The sequence below is a fragment of the Streptomyces capillispiralis genome, assembly GCF_007829875.1.
GTDB lineage: Bacteria > Actinomycetota > Actinomycetes > Streptomycetales > Streptomycetaceae > Streptomyces > Streptomyces capillispiralis.
In genome coordinates this window covers 8,069,197-8,085,573 of the sequence record NZ_VIWV01000001.1, presented here as the reverse complement: position 1 = coordinate 8,085,573, position 16,377 = coordinate 8,069,197, and the positions used below count along the sequence as shown (strand labels likewise).

The following is a 16,377-nucleotide window of genomic DNA, read 5'->3' as shown; positions in this document are numbered from 1 at the left end:
GTCCCGTACGGGTACAGCCTGGCCGAGTCCACCCGCCCGTCTTCGGCCGCCTTTGCACTCCCGCGAGGCCTCGCTCGCGGGAATCCGGCCGCCCGCCTTCCACCCCATACACCGCACCCGCATCCGTCCCGGCACGCCTCGGCGGGAACTGCACATCCAGCCGAGGCCGCCCCACCCGGATTGACACGCCATCACCCTCCCCCGTTTACTGTACTGACAAGTCAGACTAGTTTTGGAGGAGTGTATGGCATCCGAGACCGTGGAGCCGGTTCGCCGACGGGCTCTTGTGGTGGGCTGCGGGATGGCCGGATGCGCAGCGGCATGGTGGTTGGAGCACGAGGGATGGGAGGTCGTGCTCGTCGACAAGGAGGTCGAGCCGTACCCGAGCAGCTACCTGCTGCAATTGGACGCTCCGGCGACGCGGGTTCTGCGGCTCATGGGCGGCCAGGAGATCATCGACGAGGTGACCTACGCGGCGCCGGCGATGTCGGTGCGGTGGGGCACGCGCAAGGTCCGCGAGCTCAAGATCGACGGCGACGACGAGTGGCGCCTCGCGCGCCGTTCGGCGCTGTTGTCGAGGCTGTTCGCGCATCTGCCGGCCACGGTCCGGACGAGGCTGGGCGTCGGGCTCGAAGCGCTGGAGCACCGCAGCGACGACGTCCTGGCCCGGTTCAATGACGGTTCGACCGAGTCGTTCGACGTGGTGGTCGGGGCGGACGGGCTGCACTCGACGGTGCGCCGGCTGACGTTGGCGTCCGAAGCACACAGTGTGTACCGCAATGGCCTCACGCACGTGTGGATCAACGCCGACGTGCCCCTGCCCGACGGGCGGGCGGTGATCGCGTCCCGCGAGGGGATGCTGTCGCTGATCTACCCGTTCCTGGACACCGACCAGACGTCGGTCATGGCGGTTGTTCCCGTGCCGGCCTCGACCAGGCCGGACGAGCCGATGCTGGTCAAACGGGTCTGTGACATGGTCGAGCGCCTGGGCCCGGACATGCGCGCGGTCGCGGCGGCAGCACGGAAGTCCGAGGACACCAAGCTGACCCGGTTCTCGCAGGTGCGGCTGCCACGCTGGCACACCCGCCGGGTCGTGCTCCTGGGCGACTCCGCGCACTGCATCGACCCGGTGTCCGGCATGGGGGCGCACGCGTCGTTGCCGGGCGCCAAGGTGCTGGCCGAGTCCCTGCGGGACACCGATGACGTCACCGTGGCCTTCGCGCGGTTCGAGGCCGAGGTCCGGCCCTTCGCCAGCACGGCGCAGAGCATCACGGCACGGGCCGTGGAGTTCAGTACCAGGGCTCAGGGACGCAGCCGTGTGGCCACCCTCGCCGGAGGGGTCGGTGACCTGTTGGCCACCATCCCGGCGACGCTGACGCGGCGCAGCAATCGCAGACAGGCCGCCCCGCGGGCATGAGCCCCCCTACCCCTGGCAGGTCACCAACCGTCACGAGGTCGCGTGGCGGCCGGGCACACTGGTCGCCGGACGATGTCGCTACCGCACATGAGAGAGAGCAATGGGACGCACAGCAGGACGAGGACCGGAGAACACCAAGCGGTTGATCCTTGATGCCGCGAGGCGCGTCGTCGTGGCCCAGGGAGCCCGGGCGACCCTCGACGACGTGGCGGCCGCGGCCGGACTGACCCGCGGAGCAGTGATCTACCACTACAGCTCGAAGAACGCGATGTGGATCGCCCTGGCCCACGATGTGCTAGCCCAGTTCCGTCAGGCCGTGCAGGACCGCATCGAGGACGGCCAGGAGGCCGGGCGTCTGGCGCGCGCCTACATCCGCGCATCGCTGGAGGGCGATGAGATCGACTCGGTCGGCGAACGGCAGTTCCTCCTGGCCGCCCTCGCTGTCGCCCCTGGGGTCTCCGACATCGTCGCCGAGGACGGTGCACGCTGGAAGGCCGAGATGGCCGAAGACGGACTCTTCGTGGGAGCGCACACCGTCATCCTCCACGCCGTCGAAGGCGCCGGGCTGATGACCGGATGGGGGCTCAAGCCCGACCGCTCCGAACTGGCTGCCCTACGCACCGAGTTGGAGAAGCTCACCATTCCCGGCGGTTAGAACTGCGTCGACGCCCAGCCCGGCGCCGCCTGGCTATGCAAACGCCCGGCCTGTCCGCTCGTCGAGCGATGACGTCGTGCACGGCGGGCCTTGACCGGGTGGTGCAGGCGCAGGAAGTCGATGTTCGGTTGCCTTCCCAGGCCGACCGCGCTGCGCGGCCGGCCGAGAACGTCACAAAGGCGCACCTACGTCTGGCAGGAAAAGCACGGCGCCGGGTTCGCAGAGGGTCTCTTCAGGGCGTCCTCACCGCCGCCCTTGCCCTCGGGCGAGCTGGCACGATCATGACGGGCCCGATGCGAGCGGGCAGGCGCCGACGCGGACGAGGCCGAACTCCCGCCATGGCCCGGGCCGAGGACGAGCATGGCCCCGGCGGTGGCGAGGCCGGTAGCAACCACGCCCTGGGTACCGACGATCCTTCAACAGCTGTGGTGCGGTGACGGCGAAGAGGGCACCGGCGATGGCTTCGAAAGTCAGCGCCAAGCCGGCCTCATGACGGGCAAGGCGCCGTGCACGATCTGGAGCCGCTGCACGAGCAGGACCAAAGCGGCGGTCATCGAGAAGTCCGTGACGATGAGGCGGATCAACGATGAGGCGGTCGGCATGACCATCGCCTCGCCCAGTCCGAGAAGCACGCCGATCGCAATGACGGCCCCGGCGGTATCGGCAAGCATCACCGGCCGACACCACGCCGAAGACGGTGCAGCCCAGCAGCGTCCGCTTGCGCCCTGAGCGGTCGGCGACCACGGCCAAGGGCAGGCACACCGCCCCGGCCACGACGAAGGCGCGCCCACGATCCGCGGAGCATGAGCAGGCCCCCACTCAGTACGGCGACGACCGCCCGCCGTCGTCGGGGCGATACGCCTGTCCCCGCAGGCGTATCGCCCGCAGCCGGGGCCGTCTCCGTCGCGGCGCCTCGCCCCTTCGTACCGGTGGGACCTCACCACCTTGAAAACTGTACTGACATGTCAGTACAGTTATTAGTGGATGAACCAGACGGCCGACAGGCCGCATACGAACGGAGCGCGACCATGAACAGTGCCAGTACCCGATCCGCCGACATCGTCGTCGTCGGAGCCGGGCTCGCAGGGCTCACGGCAGCGGACCAGCTCTCTCGAGCCGGGCACGACGTCGTCATCGTCGAGGGCCGCGACCGCGTCGGTGGGCGAATCCACACGGTCGAGGTCGCGGGCGTACCCGTCGACGCCGGAGCGACCTGGGTGGCGCCGGGTCACACAGCAGTGCGCGATCTCGCACGCCGGTTCGACTGCGAGTTCGTGCCCCAGTTCCACCAGGGCAAGGGCGTCATGTCCTTCGGAGGCAAGCGCAAGATCGAGAGCGCCACTTCCATGGCGCCCTGGGTGATGCTCGACCTCACGCGGATCATGAGCGAGCTGCAGAAGATGGTCGACGGCCTTCCCGTCTCCTCTCCCTGGGAACATCCCCATGCCGCGCGATTCGACTCGAAGTCGCTCGGTGAGTGGCTGACCGCGAAGCACGCCTTGAAAGACACCCGGAAGTTCCTGAACATGTTCAGCCTGGTGCACTGGGGGGCGCCCGTCGGCGAGGTGTCACTGTTCAACGTGATGCGGTACATCAAGAACCTGGGCGGCATCGAGCACATGCTCGCCGTCGAGGGCGGCGACCAGCAGGACCGGGTGCTGGGAACAGCACACACGCTGGTCAGCGGGCTCGCCGCCACGCTGGAAGACCGCCTGCTCGTCGCCTCCCCGGTGGAGCGCATCACCACCGTCGGTGACCGCGTCACGGTCGAAACCGGTAAGCACACGATCGAAGCCCGGTATGTCATCGTGACGGCGTCACCGACACACCGCTCGACCATCGAGTTCACGCCCGTACTGCCGCAGCGCCACTACGGACTGGCCCGCAGTTGGAGGCTGGGAGCGCTCAGCAAGGCCTTCGCCGCCTACGACCGCCCCTTCTGGCGAGACGAAGGCCTGTCGGGAGAGGGAATGTCCGACGACGAGACCGTCTTCCTCACCTTCGACGTCAGCCCCGACGCCGACGGCCCCGGCATCCTCATGGTGTTCTGTGACGGACGCGCCTTCGACGCGTACGACGACAACGAGCGCCGCCGCCGCGTCGTGCGGCACCTCATTCATCTGTACGGTGAGCCCGCGCGCCACACCATCGACTACACCGACTTCTCCTGGGGCAACGACGTCTTCGCACCCGGCGGGCCGAACCCGGCAGTCGGGCCGAAGACGTGGACCACCTTCGGACCGTTCCTGCGTGAGCCGGTCGGACGTGTCCACTGGGCCGGCACCGAAACAGCCGATGAAACATCCGGCAGCATGAACGGCGCCATCCTCTCGGGCCAGCGCGCAGCAACCGAAGTAGCAGCGCGCCTCGACGCCGGGCAGTGACGACACCCCCACACCGGCCGCCAACGGCTCCATCTTCCGGGCCGCCGGCCCCAACTATCCGCAAGGCACCGCACGGACGGACCACCGGCCCCGCAGTACGCGCGCATACGACGGAGCGCCCCCGTACATGAGCACCCGCTCGGCTTCTGGGTGGCGTCCACCTACGACGACGTATCGACGTTGCTGCGCTCAGGCGCCTCCGTTGAGCTGCGAAACGTGACCGGCCCTGGGACCCCAGAACCTTCGCTACGACAGCCCTGTTCAGGCGAGCGGTCGTGTCACGTTGGAGCCGACCGTTCTGAGCGGCGTCGAGATCCCGGCAGGCTCGTTCGTCATGGCACTGCTCGGCTCGGCCAACCGGGACGAGCGGCACTTCGGCCACGACGCCGCGCAGCTGCGCGTCGACCGACAGGACGCACGCCACCAGGTCTCGTTCGGGGCCGGCCCCCACCACTGCCTGGGCGCGGCACTGGCGCGCTTGGAAGGACGAGTCGTGTTCGAGCGGCTGCTCGACCGTTCCCCGCGTCCTTCCCTGGCCGGGGACGTCACATGGAACGGCCGGATCAAACTGCGCGCCCCGCGACACTCCCTGTGACCATGGGGCGGCGCTAACGGCACGGTGTGCCGGCGCGACCCGGCGAGCCCGCCCGGCCGTGCCGGAGTCAGACCGGGCGGGGGCCTGCACCGACGACCCGGAACACCGGCCAGCCGATCTCGGTACGCCACTCCTCGGCAGCCGGGGTGTCGCGCGGGCCCACGAGGTACGTCTCGCGCACCGGCCCGGCCACGGCGAGGGCGTGGTCGGCGACCCACCTGCCCAGCTCGCCGTAGGTGACGTCGATGGTGTCGTGGGACCCCGGGTGCACGGTGACCGCCAGCTCGGCGGGCGGCAGCTCGGTGCCGTGGACGCGCCCCAGGTCCGGCACGGGCTCGGCGACCGGGACGTACACGAGCACGTCCCCGCGCCCCTCGCTGAACAGCGCGTTGTCGTAGAGGCCGCCCGCGGGGCCCGTGGGCGCGTCGATGACGGCGTCCAGCTCGGCCATCGCACCCGCGTACCAGGACAGCACCTCCTCGTGGGTGACCGTGCCCCGCACCGCGGCCACACGCCGCTCAGGCATGTGGCGCAGCTCGACGGCGACAGCGGCCGGTTCGGGGCGCAGCAGCCGTCGCAGCGACGCGACGGCCGCCTGGGTCCGCGACAGCTGGTCCTGGAGCCGCTGGAGGTGCTCGCCCACCAGGTGCGCGCGCACGGTCGGGTCCGGGGCGAGCAGGATCCGCCGGACGTCGGCGAGCGGTACGTCGAGTTCCCGCAGCCGGGAGATGACCTGTGCGCTGGGAATCTGGCCGGGGTCGTAGTAGCGGTAGCCGCTCGACGGATCCACGTGCACGGGCTCCAGGAGCCCGGCCTCGTGGTAGCGGCGCAGCGTACGGATGCTCAGGTGGGTCAGCCGGGAGAATTCGCCGATCGTCAACACGCTCCCACTGTGCACCCTCCCCCAGGGGGAGAGTGCAGCGCTTGACCCGGGTGCCGCGGGAGGCAGCACGCTCCGGCACATGACCAGCACTCCTTTCGTCTCCCCCGACCTCGCAGGCCGTCTCGCCGTCGTCACCGGCGCCGGACGGGGCACCGGCGCCGCGATCACGGCCCGCCTGCGCGCGGCCGGCGCCATCGTGCTCCCGACGGCCCGCACGGCGCCCGCGACCGCGGCGGCCGACCCGCTCTTCGTCACGGCCGACCTGACCACGCCGGACGGCATCAACACCGTGGTTTCGGCTGTGCGCGACCGGCTCGGCACCCCGGACGTCGTCGTGCACACGCTCGGCGGCTCACACGCGCCGGCCGGCGGGTTCGCCGCCCACACCGACGCCGACTGGCAGGACGAGCTCGCGCTCAACCTGCTGGCCGCCGTACGCCTCGATCGCGCACTGCTCCCGGCGATGCGGGACGCAGGCCAGGGCGCCGTCATCCACGTCTCCTCCATCCAGCGCCGGCTGCCCCTGCCCGACGCCACGCTCGGCTACGCCGCCGCCAAGGCCGCGCTGACCACGTACAGCAAGGGCCTCGCCCGGGAACTGGCCCCGCACGGAGTACGGGTCAACGTCGTCTCTCCTGGCGCGATCTCGACGGAGGGCACCACGGCCCTCGTCGCCCGCATCGCCGACGCACAGGGCATCGACCGGGCTGCTGCCTGGGACCAGGTGCTGGCCTCGCTCGGTGGCATCCCCCTCGGCCGCCCGGCACGCCCCGAGGAGGTGGCCGAGCTGGTCGCCTTCCTCGTCTCCGACCGTGCCGCCGCCATCACGGGCGCCGAACACACCATCGACGGCGGCACCGTCCCCACCCTCTGACCTCACCCCGCACCCAGGAGAGCACCCGCATGACCCCGAACGGCTTCCCCGGCCTGCCCGTCCGCATCCGGACGTACCTCGACGCCCACACCCGCCACGACGTGCCCACGGCGGCCGACTGCTTCGGCCCCGCCCCAGTGGTCGTCGACGACGGCCGTACTCACCGCGGCCGCGACGCGGTCCGGGCCTGGCTCGACAGGACCTCCACCGAGTACACCTACACGACTACCCCCCTCACCGCGGTCCCGCACGAAGACCGGCGCTGGACGGTGACCCAACGCCTCGATGGCGACTTCCCCGGCGGCACCGTCGACCTCTCCCACACCTTCACGCTCGACGACGACGGACGCATCACCGAGCTCACCATCACCGCGTGCACGTGAACGCCCGGGTGATCGTGACCGGCAAGCTCCGCTCCTACGGCGCCGTCCGCCGCGAGGTCATGCCCTCCACAGCCGGCCGCGCTCTCGCCGATCCGCTGGCCCCGGCCGCGAACGAGCACCCGTGGCAGGCTGGACGTTCTCCGCTGGATGGGGCAGCCGGGAGCAACTGAACGTCACGTTGGCCGAGCCCGGGCTAGTGGTGGAAGTCGGCGGCGGACGACGCCTGACGACGCCGTGCGAAAACTGCGCTGCGGCACATGCCAAGGGGCCGAACTCCCCCGTCGGCTTCCCAGTACCCCTCGGAGGCGGGGTTCGGGTCGTCCTCGCCGGCGCGTTCGTCGGCGAGGACAGTGAGATGCATCTGCGGGCCCTCCACCCAGGTCAGGTGAGCTCGGTGCTGGACGTCGGCCATGGTGGTGTTTCCCTTCGCGGCGGTACGGGGCGTGGTTCGTACCCGCGCACGCGGGAGAATCCGGCCTTCCGGAAAGGGCCGAAGGGCTACAGCGGCCGAATGCCGTGCAGATGTGCTTCGACTCGGGCCGCGAGGCCGTCCCGAGGCGCGTCCCCTGTGTCCAAGGATCTACGTGGAAGGCGGTGCCTCGGCCTTCCACGACACAGGCGTTGTCAGCACGGTTGCGGGTGTGCCGGCGGCTTCGATGTCCCGGTCCGCGGGCTCGTTCGCGGGGCTTCTAGAAGGGTTCGGCGGCCGCCAGGAGGTACTGCGGCAGGTAGGGGGACTCCACGCGGATGGTCCAGCCGCGGCGACGGGCGTGGCAGGCGAGCGCGAGGACGTCGAGGTCGACGGAGACTTCGGGGCCGTCGGCGCGGTCGGCGACCTCGTAGTAGGCGCGGTGGGCTTCGAGCGCGTCGGCCAGGGCCAGGTTGAAGCTCTCCTCGTCGCCTTCCACGAGCTGCGACAGCAGTACGGCCGGCGGCATCGCGAAGCCCCAGTCCTCGGCCTTCTCCGCCTCGTGCAGCGCCCGCTGTGCGGCCACTTCGGGCTCGGCGCCCTTCAGGTAGGCGTGGAGGGCCTCGCGGTACGCTGCATACGCGGAGCCGTCCGGGCCGGCGAAGGCAGGGCCGGTGAGCACCAGCGGGGCGAGGTCCTCGCGCACGCCGGTGATCAGGGCGAAGGCGACGGCCATCTGCCAGTACCCGGCGCCGGCTTCCCTCCCCCGCTGGGCCGGGTAGCGCAGGGTGCGGCCGCCGATGGACACCTCGACCTCGGTGTCCGGCTCGGCCAGCGCGATGCGGAACAGGGCCGCCCCCGTCTGAGAGGCCAGCCGGAGCGTGGCGAGCTGCGCGTCCGCAATATCGCCGGGGTTCCCCGACCGCCACCGGAACAGGCGCTGCCGGTCCTCCAGGACGCTGCCCAGACGCCAGACAGGAAGGGGCTTGCCGTCGACGGGAGTGAACGCCTCCTGGAGGTGTTCCTCGTACATGGCCTCGATCCGCTGGATCCCCTCCCGCTCGCAGGCCGGCCGTTCCACCACCAGCGGCCCCGCGGCGAGCGCGGCGACAGCGTCCGGCCGCCGGTCCCGGCCGAACCCCGCCACCCGCGGTCCGCTCGTCTCGAAGCCGGTGACCAGCGCGTGCGGGAGGTAGTCGCTGCGGACGGCCGGCGCCCAGCCCAGCGTCCGGTACGCGAGCGCCGCGAAGGCGATGGGGACGAGCGGGAGAAGGCTGCTCGGGGAAGCCTTGGGCCCGTGCAGGGTGGACTCCCGGGCCAGCAGGCCCGCCAGGGCGCTGTCGAACGCCTCCTTGTCCTCGGCGGCCAGGGCCCGCAGTGTCCGCAGCGCCGCGCTGTTCAGCTGGTCCAGCAGAGGCTCACCCGTCTCCTCACCGCGGACCCGGATCCGGTCCAGGGCCGCGTCGACGGCGGCGAGCTTGGCCCGCGCGCTCGGCGGGTATTCCTCGTCGTCGCCCGTGTCGTCCAGGACCACGGCCGTCAGGCCTGTGGCGAGCTCGCCAAGCGGCGTTCCCTCGGCCTGCTCGGCGAACTTCTGCCGGGCGAAGTGGAAGGCCTCACCGTGCCACTTGGCCTTGTCCCGGAGCACCGCCAGGCACAGCGCATCGATCCAGTCCCCCGGCGTGACCCTCTCCTCAGGGGCGTCGTCACCCGGGTCGTAGCTCATGCCGAAGTTCACGTACTCCAGGAAGACGTTGAACGTGCAGTGCGGGTGGTACGCCGCGTAGGCGACGGCACCGGCCGCGGCTTCGGAGGCGTCCTTGAGGGCGGCCTTGGCCTCCGGGGAGTCGAGGTCGGGTGTCTCGAGGGAGAGGGCGCCCAGGTAGTCGAGGAACTCCTCCGCGATCGACTGCCATGCGTGGGTCGCCATCCGGCCGCCCCTCGACATGGAGTGCACCTGGCGCCCGATCCGGTTGGTGAAGTCCTCGCGCGCTGCCGACAGGGCCGCCTGGCCCACCTGGTGACGCTCTATTCGCACTGTCCTGCTCCTTGATCGATTTCAGTCACAGCCTAGGTGCGGGGTCTGACAGTGCGGCGGTACGACCCTGGCGGCAGATCGGGCGCCCGCACGGGCTGAGCGCGGCGCGGCCCGGGCCCGGTACGGCCGGGCCGCCTCCTCTGGCCTCCGCCGACGCCGCAGTGACCGTAGCTCGCGGGGAGGGTCGGTCAGCTGCGCCGGGAGGAGGCGAGGACGTCGTTGGCGCCTTGAAAAGGGTGACGCCGGGGCCGGCCGGTTCGCATTGACGTGCCCGGTGTGCGGTGAGCTGGGCCGACACGCTTTCGAACGCTGGCCCGCCGAGCGTTCGGAGCACGTGAACGGCTCCTCAGACAACGTCGGCCCCTCTGACGTAGGGGAGCTTCCCTGGCCTCCTGGACGTGGCGGATGCGGATACGGCGAAGGGCCCGGATGAGGATCCGGGCCCTTCGGTCAGTAGCGGGGACAGGATTTGAACCTGCGACCTCTGGGTTATGAGCCCAGCGAGCTACCGAGCTGCTCCACCCCGCGTCGGTGAGGCCACTTTACACAGTGGCGGTGACGAGGTCATGACGGTGCGCGAGTCTCAGCGACCGGTGCCTTTCCGTTGGACGTGGTCAGGTGATGGGGATTCTTGGATACGGCTGTGCCTGCGAAGCCGTGATCGGTTCTGGTGCTGCGGCAGGCTGTCGCTGGATTGCTTCCGCCTCTTGACCTCGCTGACGAGAGGCATGTCGTCTGGCCGGCCGGCGGCCAGACGTTTCCCGTCACGATGTGCGGTGCAGGCGGCTGCCGCGTGCGGCCTTCCGCGTGCGGCCTTCCGCGTTGTGGTTCCGGAGCGGCAGCGCGGGCGAGCACCGGATTAACGGTACGGCGCTTGCCTTCGACAGGATGGGCACATGACCGAAATCCGCACACCCCGTCTTCTCCTCCGTGGCTGGCACGACGACGACCTCGCGCCGATGGCGGACATCAACGCGGACCCACGGGTTATGCGCTGGGTCGACGACGGCTCGGTGCGCGACTTGGACCACACGGCCGAGGCCATCGAGCGATGGGAGGAGGAGTGGGACGAGGAGGGCTTCGGACTCTTCGCCGTCGAGCTGCTGGCCTCGGGCGAACTGATCGGCTTCACGGGGCTGACCGTGCCCGAGTTCCTGCCGGAGGTGATGCCCGCCGTGGCGATCAGCTGGCGGCTCGGCTCACAGTTCTGGGGCCAGGGATACGCATCCGAAGCCGCGCACGCCACACTGGAGTTCGCGCTCCAGGACCGCGGCCTGGACCGCGTCATCAGCATCAACCGGGTGGGGGACAACGCCTCCGAGAACGTCATCCGCAAGCTCGGCATGGTGCCCGAGCGGGAGACGACACACCCGGTGTACGGCTACCCACTGCGCGTTCACGCCATCGATCTCACCGAGTTCCGGGCATGAACCGGCCGAGCCGTCGATCATCACAAGACAGTCGACCACTGTCCCCGTGCCCTCGAGCACATTGATCACGGCGGCGCTGACAGCCGTGGGCGGTCGTTGCACATGACGCACTTGCCGCGAGCCAAGCCTCACTCCCCCAGCAGCCGTGCCCGGCAGGACGGCCTGCCGCCCCGTGGAGGCCATTCCCTTACCGCCGCGGGCTCCGCCTCCTGAGGACCGGAACACAGGCGAGGGCTGCGCGTACCCTTCACCAGTACGCGCAGCCCTCGCGTTCCACCCCGCAGCCGGTCTCCGTATACCCGCGGCCAGCCCCCTCACACAGCTCCGGCCGGGCACGGGAACACGCACAGGCACAGGCACAGCCGCGCATTCTGTCCGGTCGCACAGGCGCACTGACACTTTCCCGCTGGCACAACCTCCAACGAGCCCGGACCCACTCCACACACGAGGCCAACCGCCGCCTACCTGCGCTACCCCTGCGAGCGACAGGGTCGTTGGTCAGGTGCAGAGTTGACACATGGTCGTCATACTCATCGCGATTCTCTCGTCTGTCCTCCTCGGTGCGTGGTTGTGGAGCCGTCCGCTGTTCTCCGGGTCGTGGCGGCACAGCCCCGCCTGGTTCGCCTCAAGCGCGCTGCTCCTGTTGCTGTGCGCGGGCGTCACCTACCTCGTGGGGTCTCTGGCCGGGGCGTCGCTGGACCCCGAGGAGGCATGTCATCGAGCAGGCGAAAGCTATGACCGGGCGTACCGCAGGGCGAACTTCGAGGAGTACACGCGCTGGTTCCCGCTGCACGACAAGTGTCACGCGGGCTACGACCTGGTGCCGGCCTGGGTGAACCCGGTCCTTGTCGCACTCCCCGCACTGGCGCTTGGCTGCCTTGCCTACGCCGGGGGCCTGATCGTCGTCCGACACCGAACCGAGAGGTCGGATCGCGAGCAGATATCCCTTTCCGGGTGAGGGTGGGGCAGGACAACTGTTCAGGGCGTCGCCGACTACTACTTCCCGGCAGAGCCGCCCGCGTAATGTGCAGTCATGTTCTCCACTTATTACGGAGGGATCCGCGTGGACGCCGAACTCGTACGTTCATGGGTGGAGGGCTGGGTCGTCTCACGCGGAGCCGCGCCGCCAGTGGCCGAAGCCTGGGGCCTCACCGTCGTCGTGGGACTGACCGGCCAGGTCACCCGGCACGTGCTGCCTGATGCCAACGAGTCGCTGGTCCGCAAACTTACCGAGACTGCCACCGCCCCGGGCACCTGGCTCAAGCTTTTCTTGCCGCCGCAGACTGTCGCCCCGTGGGTGGCGCCCGGCTGGCGCTTCGACGACGACGGCTTTCTGATGTCGGCACCGCTGCACCCGACCGCCGCCGAAGCTCCCGAGGGGTACCAGGTGCGCACCTGGGCGCGGGGCGGCGTCACACGGGTTCTCGTTCTGACCGAGGACGGCGAGTTCGCCGCCCGTGGCCAGGTCGCCGTGCCCAGCCCCGGGCGCACTGCCGTCGTCGACCAGGTCGAGACATCTCCGGCCCACCGCCGTAGGGGACTTGGCGGCCTCGTCATGCGGACGCTTGAGAACGCCACCGTTGCCGCCGGCTCCTCGACTGCTGTGCTGGCCGCGACGACCGAGGGACAGGCCCTGTACGAGTCCCTGGGCTGGCGCACCCACGGCCCGCTGACCAGCCTGGTCTGTGACGGTCCCCCGCAGACACTGACAACTTTCGAGAGGAGGTGCGTGGGCTGACGTCCCTCACTTTGGGTGTCCAGCACCACCAGGGTTGGGTCCTCCAATCGCCGGGCCCGCTCGCGGACCTGGCATCGCAGGAGTTCATGGATCACCTGGTCGGTCCCGTCGTCACGCCAGGCGGCGAAGTAGTAGTACGTCGCGCTCTTCTGTGGCAGGTCGTGCGGGAGATAGGCCCACTGACAGCCGGTCGGCGTGCCGCTGTGGCATCGCAAGCAGCCACGGCACTGCGCGGTAGCCCGCCGCCGCGTCGGCGTGAACGGCTCATCCTGGCGCGACCCGACACCGCAGCCTGAACAGCTGATTACTGGATGGAACGTCGGGCGACAATGACCTCTCACGCCGGTACGGCGGGTCCTCGGGCTTTCAGGCGTGGCCCTCGCCGTAGAAGCGGACGTAGTCGACGGTCATCGTCGAGGGGGACGGCGTCGAGGCGTCGGGCGGGCCCGGCCAGTCGCCTCCGACGGCGACGTTGAGCAGCAGGTGCATGTCCTGTTCGAAGACCCAGTCGCGTGGTGAGGGGAGCTTCGACGGGGTCAGGGTGAAGTACGGCTTGCCGTCGACGGACCAGGTGATGCGGTGCGGCTGCTTGTCGACCGCGTAGGTGTGGAAGGCCGCCGAGGCGTCGGCGGTCAGGGTGGCGGTTTCGCCGATCCCGTCCTCGTTGTAGTAGGTCGGCCCATGGGCGGTGCCGTACACCGTCCGCGGTTCGCCTCCGACCACCTCGCAGATGTCGATCTCACCCTGTCCTGGCCATTCGACTCCGTTGTCGCCCAGCATCCAGACCGCGGGCAGCAGCCCCGTGCCCGTGGGCAGCTTCGCGCGGATCTCCGCCCGTCCACGGGTCAGTGCGACCTTTCCCTCCGTGGTCAGGCGGGCCGACGTCCAGGGACAGGACTCCCCGGTGAAACAAGGGAGTTCGGCCCCCGCTGGAGCCGGTCGCGCCGAGATCTTGAGGTGACCTTCGCCGTCGAGGGCGGAGTTGGCCGCGTCGTCCGTGTAGTACTGCAACTCGTTGTTGCCCCATCCCTCGGCCTCCCGGTTCCCCGTCTCGGTGTTCCAGAACCTCTCCGAGGGGCGAGTCCCCGCCGCTCCGTCGAACTCGGCCTGCCAGAAGGGCTTCTCCGCGGCCGACGCCGGGCGGTGCCTCTCCGCCGGAGCCGTGCCGCAGGCGCCCAGCAATCCTCCCAGGGCCAGTACGAGTGCCAGGCTGGTCCATCGGTTCACCACGCTGCTCCTGAACGAGCCCTCACCGGAAAAGTGCACACCGCACGAACTTTACAAAGGACCTCGTGAGGCTGGCCGGGCGGGGCGATGACAGGTCGGCGTCCACGTGGGCGGAGGTCTCCCAGGCCACCACCCGGCGGGAGAACCCGTCTCCGACCGCCGACAGCTACAAGGTCCCTCTGGGGCGGGATCATGGTGAGTCGGTGGTCCACAGCCGATTCGGTCTGTCGGCGGTGACACCCGCGGCGATGATCGCCACGGCACCGACGTAGATCAACCCCGCTAACGCGGCGCGCGCTGTACGGCGGCTCACCGGTCGCCGCTGAAGTGGTCGAGGACTTCTTCGCTGCAGTCGTCCGCGCCGACCCGGGTTCGTTTGAAGGCCAGCACTCCGTCGTCGTTGCCTTCTGCCTTGGCCTTGGCCAGTTGCGCCCCGATGTCCGCGATGTACTCGGCGCACTCCGCTCTGACGGGCTTCTCAGGCTGCGGGTCAGGCGCCGGGGAGGCGTTCAGTGCGGCAGTGGCGGCGATACCGGCCGCGCACAGCACCGCCCACGCGGCAACCCACGTGCGGCGGCTCATCCGTAACGGCTTGGGCATCTAGGCATCCTACGAGCGCCACACGGGCTGTCGCCGAGTGGACCGCTGTCTCAGCGGTCGGCCACCCAGCGCGCGTCCACAGGCCAGGACCCCGTGCTGACGATGTGCTTGACGAGCCTGAGCGCCTCGCCGAGGGTGGGCGCCGCAGTGCTGGGAGCCGCAGTGGTACCAGGCGTTGGGGCGGACGTTGGCCGCCTTCGCGTGCGCGGCGGCGTGCCGGACGGCGAAAGCACGCAGCGCGGTGAGGTCCTCGAAGCGGCCGGCATCCGGCAGGGGCAGGCCGCCGTGCTACTGGTGACCGAGACAAAGTTGTGGCCGTGGCCGACGATCCGGACCGTCCAGGACCGCCCGGGGTGCGCTCGGTGGAGAGTTAGTACTCCTCACCCAGCAACGCGACGATGTGCCTGCCAGGTTCGCGGCTTCCTGCACACTACGCGCTTCGGGCAGGCGTATCACGGTGTCCTAGGGGCACGCGTGGGGCAAGCCAAATATCGGCAGCACTGTATGGAAGGAGAGGCCGTGTCGTTTCTGTGGGCCATCATCGCGGGACTCATCATCGGCCTGCTGGCCAAGCTGGTCGTTCCCGGGCGCCAGCCCATCCCGTTGTGGCTGACGACCATCCTCGGCATCATCGGGGCCGTCGCCGGCAACGCACTCGCCACTGCCTTCGGCGTGCGTGACACCGGCGGCATCGACTGGATCCGTCACATCTTCCAGATCGGTGTCGCAGCCCTCCTCATCGCGTTCGTCACTCCCCTTTGGGCTCGACGACGACACGCCTGAACCTGCGTAAGGGTGTGTGCCCCTCGGCCACTGGCTGACGGGCACACACCCTTTACCAGTGCAAGGAGGCGGTGCCTCCCGAGCTCATCCACACGACCCGTCCGTGGAAGGTGGCGCCTTCCCAACTCGTCGACAAACGACGTCACTACTGCTACTGACCGACAAGGCCACCATGACGCCCCGCGACTCTCGTCGGTCCTCGCGGCGTGGTCGAGCAGGTGAGGGCCGAATGCCACCCTGACATCTGTCAGGGACGCGACGTCCCCGGCGCGATCTACAGTTCGAGGCGCTGGCTCGGGAAACAGCATCAGGCAGGCGGGCATCACGGCAAAGAGCCAATCTGCGGGAGCCGTCCGCCCTTCGGATAAGGAGTAGACATGCGCAGCATCCGCCGGATCTTCAGTGTGGGAGCGGCCGCGCTCATGCTCGGGGCAGGGCTCGTGGCCGGCTCTTCCGGTGCGGCTCAGGCGGCGGCATCGGACTGCACGGGAGGCAGGAACGGTTTCACCGACATCCCCGACAGTCTCAGCGGCCGTGGGGTGGCGGGGGCCGGTGCGCTGGTGGTCGAGTTCCCCGTCAACGTGCCGTACGCCGTCGTCTCGTACGCGATGCAGACCGGCACCGTCGGTGGCAGGCAGATGGGGTGGGGCGTCCTGAGCAGCGGCAGCATCTGGGGCCCCGGTGCCACAGGCCAGGTCTGGATGGATGTCACCAACGACAACAAGCAGTCGTGGATCCAGTGCGGCCCCTTCTACCTGTCGTCGGCCAACGGCAGGATCACGACGCCGGCCTACCCGACCAGCAGCTCGACGAGCCGGGCGTTCCGCGTCTGCGCGATGGCGGCCATCCCTGTCAGGGACACCGGCATCACCTGCACGCCCTGGTGGTAGTCAGCCACGCCTGGGAACAGCAGCTGTCCGCGGACTTTCCGGCCGGACTCGGGCCGTCGTCCGCCCGCCGA

The 16,377-nt window shown here is 69.8% G+C and carries 16 protein-coding genes, 1 tRNA gene and 1 pseudogene; 11 read left to right on the top strand and 7 right to left on the bottom strand.

The features are described 5' to 3' along the window. Positions 1 to 244 precede the first annotated feature (244 nt). Together FHX78_RS35155 and FHX78_RS35150 are read left to right on the top strand one after the other, a co-directional pair. Positions 245 to 1,417: an FAD-dependent oxidoreductase gene (locus tag FHX78_RS35155; RefSeq protein WP_145871452.1), complete on the top strand. Its 1,173-nt coding sequence runs from the start codon at positions 245 to 247 to the stop codon at positions 1,415 to 1,417. Between the two features lie 100 nt (positions 1,418 to 1,517). Next, positions 1,518 to 2,072, top strand: coding sequence for a TetR/AcrR family transcriptional regulator (locus FHX78_RS35150; protein WP_145871450.1), 555 nt, complete (start codon positions 1,518 to 1,520; stop codon positions 2,070 to 2,072). A gap of 470 nt (positions 2,073 to 2,542) precedes the next feature. Here FHX78_RS35150 and FHX78_RS35145 read toward each other — a convergent pair whose 3' ends face one another. Continuing rightward, positions 2,543 to 2,746, bottom strand: coding sequence for a hypothetical protein (locus FHX78_RS35145; RefSeq protein WP_145871448.1), 204 nt, complete (start codon positions 2,744 to 2,746; stop codon positions 2,543 to 2,545). Between the two features lie 354 nt (positions 2,747 to 3,100). Between FHX78_RS35145 and FHX78_RS35140 the strand changes: the two genes are divergently transcribed. Both FHX78_RS35140 and FHX78_RS35135 read left to right on the top strand, forming a co-directional pair. Further along, a complete protein-coding gene (locus tag FHX78_RS35140) occupies positions 3,101 to 4,456 on the top strand; it encodes a flavin monoamine oxidase family protein (RefSeq protein ID WP_145871446.1) in 1,356 nt (451 codons plus the stop codon). Between the two features lie 283 nt (positions 4,457 to 4,739). After that, a complete protein-coding gene (locus FHX78_RS35135; protein ID WP_229924151.1) occupies positions 4,740 to 5,051 on the top strand; it encodes a cytochrome P450 in 312 nt (103 codons plus the stop codon). A gap of 67 nt (positions 5,052 to 5,118) precedes the next feature. On the opposite strand, the gene FHX78_RS35130 is transcribed toward FHX78_RS35135, so the two are convergent. After that, on the bottom strand, positions 5,119 to 5,934 hold the full coding sequence (locus tag FHX78_RS35130; RefSeq protein WP_145871442.1) for a MerR family transcriptional regulator: 816 nt from the start codon (positions 5,932 to 5,934) through the stop codon (positions 5,119 to 5,121). A 79-nt stretch (positions 5,935 to 6,013) separates the two neighbouring features. Here FHX78_RS35130 and FHX78_RS35125 point away from each other — a divergent pair, with 79 nt between their 5' ends. Both FHX78_RS35125 and FHX78_RS35120 read left to right on the top strand, forming a co-directional pair. Then, entirely contained in the window at positions 6,014 to 6,808 is a 795-nt protein-coding gene (locus FHX78_RS35125) for an SDR family oxidoreductase (protein ID WP_145871441.1), read from the top strand. Between the two features lie 29 nt (positions 6,809 to 6,837). Beyond that, complete coding sequence (locus FHX78_RS35120; RefSeq protein WP_145871439.1) at positions 6,838 to 7,191, top strand: nuclear transport factor 2 family protein; 354 nt, start codon at positions 6,838 to 6,840, stop codon at positions 7,189 to 7,191. A gap of 689 nt (positions 7,192 to 7,880) precedes the next feature. On the opposite strand, the gene FHX78_RS35110 is transcribed toward FHX78_RS35120, so the two are convergent. Together FHX78_RS35110 and FHX78_RS35105 are read right to left on the bottom strand one after the other, a co-directional pair. Further along, entirely contained in the window at positions 7,881 to 9,617 is a 1,737-nt protein-coding gene (locus FHX78_RS35110; RefSeq protein WP_145872301.1) for an immunity 49 family protein, read from the bottom strand. A 475-nt stretch (positions 9,618 to 10,092) separates the two neighbouring features. After that, positions 10,093 to 10,166 (bottom strand) — tRNA-Met (locus tag FHX78_RS35105). Positions 10,167 to 10,534: 368 nt separating this feature from the next. Here FHX78_RS35105 and FHX78_RS35100 point away from each other — a divergent pair. The 3 genes from FHX78_RS35100 to FHX78_RS35090 all read left to right on the top strand — a co-directional run bounded on the left by FHX78_RS35100 (position 10,535) and on the right by FHX78_RS35090 (position 12,806). Further along, positions 10,535 to 11,068, top strand: coding sequence for a GNAT family N-acetyltransferase (locus tag FHX78_RS35100; protein ID WP_145871437.1), 534 nt, complete (start codon positions 10,535 to 10,537; stop codon positions 11,066 to 11,068). Between the two features lie 517 nt (positions 11,069 to 11,585). Beyond that, positions 11,586 to 12,026: a hypothetical protein gene (locus tag FHX78_RS35095; RefSeq protein WP_145871434.1), complete on the top strand. Its 441-nt coding sequence runs from the start codon at positions 11,586 to 11,588 to the stop codon at positions 12,024 to 12,026. A 75-nt stretch (positions 12,027 to 12,101) separates the two neighbouring features. After that, positions 12,102 to 12,806, top strand: a complete 705-nt coding sequence (locus tag FHX78_RS35090) for a GNAT family N-acetyltransferase (protein ID WP_167531934.1) — start codon at positions 12,102 to 12,104, stop codon at positions 12,804 to 12,806. An 8-nt stretch (positions 12,807 to 12,814) separates the two neighbouring features. Here FHX78_RS35090 and FHX78_RS37830 read toward each other — a convergent pair. The 3 genes and pseudogenes from FHX78_RS37830 to FHX78_RS35075 form a co-directional block, all read right to left on the bottom strand. Then, positions 12,815 to 12,997 (bottom strand): annotated as a pseudogene (locus tag FHX78_RS37830) (transposase); the annotation flags it as partial. A gap of 175 nt (positions 12,998 to 13,172) precedes the next feature. Beyond that, positions 13,173 to 14,033: a glycoside hydrolase family 16 protein gene (locus FHX78_RS35080; RefSeq protein ID WP_145871432.1), complete on the bottom strand. Its 861-nt coding sequence runs from the start codon at positions 14,031 to 14,033 to the stop codon at positions 13,173 to 13,175. Between the two features lie 309 nt (positions 14,034 to 14,342). Continuing rightward, positions 14,343 to 14,633, bottom strand: coding sequence for a hypothetical protein (locus FHX78_RS35075; RefSeq protein WP_145871431.1), 291 nt, complete (start codon positions 14,631 to 14,633; stop codon positions 14,343 to 14,345). A 519-nt stretch (positions 14,634 to 15,152) separates the two neighbouring features. Between FHX78_RS35075 and FHX78_RS35065 the strand changes: the two genes are divergently transcribed. Together FHX78_RS35065 and FHX78_RS35060 are read left to right on the top strand one after the other, a co-directional pair. Continuing rightward, positions 15,153 to 15,416 carry a GlsB/YeaQ/YmgE family stress response membrane protein gene (locus tag FHX78_RS35065; RefSeq protein ID WP_145871428.1) on the top strand — a complete coding sequence of 88 codons (264 nt, stop codon included), beginning with the start codon at positions 15,153 to 15,155 and terminating at the stop codon, positions 15,414 to 15,416. Between the two features lie 377 nt (positions 15,417 to 15,793). After that, positions 15,794 to 16,306, top strand: a complete 513-nt coding sequence (locus tag FHX78_RS35060) for a hypothetical protein (protein WP_145871427.1) — start codon at positions 15,794 to 15,796, stop codon at positions 16,304 to 16,306. The last annotated feature ends 71 nt before the right edge of the window (positions 16,307 to 16,377 follow it).